Below are 1,113 nucleotides of genomic sequence, written 5' to 3' on the forward strand. Positions count from 1 at the left end.
TCGGCTGAGGCACTTCGATACTTGCCAAGGTCAAATAATTATTTGACAATGGCAAATATCGGAGGTGACCCATGTCGTTCAATCCTACCGACGACCACATCGCAGCGGTCCGCGCCTTCAACCGCTTCTACACCCGCAAGCTTGGCGTGCTCGACCAGCACCTTGGCAAGAGCCCGTTCTCGCTCAGCGAGGCCCGCGTGCTCTACGAGCTCGCGCAACGGGACGACCTTGCCGCCAAGGAGATCGGCAACGAGCTTGGCCTCGACCCCGGCTATCTCAGCCGGATCGTGCAAAGCTTCGACGAAAAGGGCCTGATCACCCGCAGGGCCCTGCCCGCGGATCGCAGGCAATACCAGCTCAGCCTCACCGCCAAGGGGCGCCAGGCCTTTGCCAAGCTGAACCTGGGCTCGCAAAATGAGGTCGCCGCAATGCTGGCTCAGCTTTCGACCAGCGATGCAACGCGGCTCACGCAGGCTATGGCGACCATCGAGGCCGTGCTGGAGCATCGAAGCCACCCCGCGGCTTTCATGCTGCGCAGCCATCGCGTCGGCGACATGGGCTGGGTCATCTCCCGGCAGGCCGCCGCCTATGCGGCCGACTACAACTGGGATATCAGCTACGAGGCCCTGGTCGCCGAGATCTGCGCACAGTTCATCAAGAACTATGACGCCGCCCGCGAGCACTGCTGGATTGCGGAAGTGGGCGGAGAGCCGGTCGGCTCTATCTTTCTGGTCAAGGCCACGGACCAGATCGCCAAGCTGCGCCTGTTGCAGGTGGAAAAGAAAGCGCGGGGACTCGGTGTCGGCCGCGCGCTGGTCGACCAATGCATCCAGGGTGCGCGCGAGAGGGGCTACAGCAAGATGACGCTGTGGACGCAAAGCATCCTGGTCGCCGCGCGTGGCATCTATCAAAGCGCAGGCTTCAAGCTCGTGAAGAGCGAGCCGCATCACAGCTTCGGGCAGGATCTGATTGGGGAAACGTGGGAGCGGGATCTGTAGAACTCTCGCAACGAGCGAGAGGCGCATGTATGTGAGCTGCTGCCGGTATGATGGACACCGGGTTAAGCTAATCCCACCTTGCGCTCGAACTCAACAGGGCTGAGGTAACCGATCG

1 protein-coding gene is annotated in these 1,113 nt (G+C 61.8%); it reads left to right on the forward strand.

What is annotated here, in order from left to right:
• The first annotated feature begins 71 nt into the window (after positions 1-71).
• Positions 72-998: a helix-turn-helix domain-containing GNAT family N-acetyltransferase gene (locus tag IVB32_RS05030; protein WP_085352622.1), complete on the forward strand. Its 927-nt coding sequence runs from the start codon at positions 72-74 to the stop codon at positions 996-998.
• Positions 999-1,113: the final 115 nt, after the last annotated feature.

Origin of the sequence: Bradyrhizobium sp. 23 (assembly GCF_023073295.1) — a bacterium.
In the GTDB taxonomy this organism is placed as follows: domain Bacteria; phylum Pseudomonadota; class Alphaproteobacteria; order Rhizobiales; family Xanthobacteraceae; genus Bradyrhizobium; species Bradyrhizobium canariense_D.

Excerpts from the sequence above, each read along its gene's own strand:
- IVB32_RS05030 (WP_085352622.1), top strand. The coding sequence starts at position 72 with ATGTCGTTCAATCCTACCGACGACCACATCGCAGCGGTCCGCGCCTTC.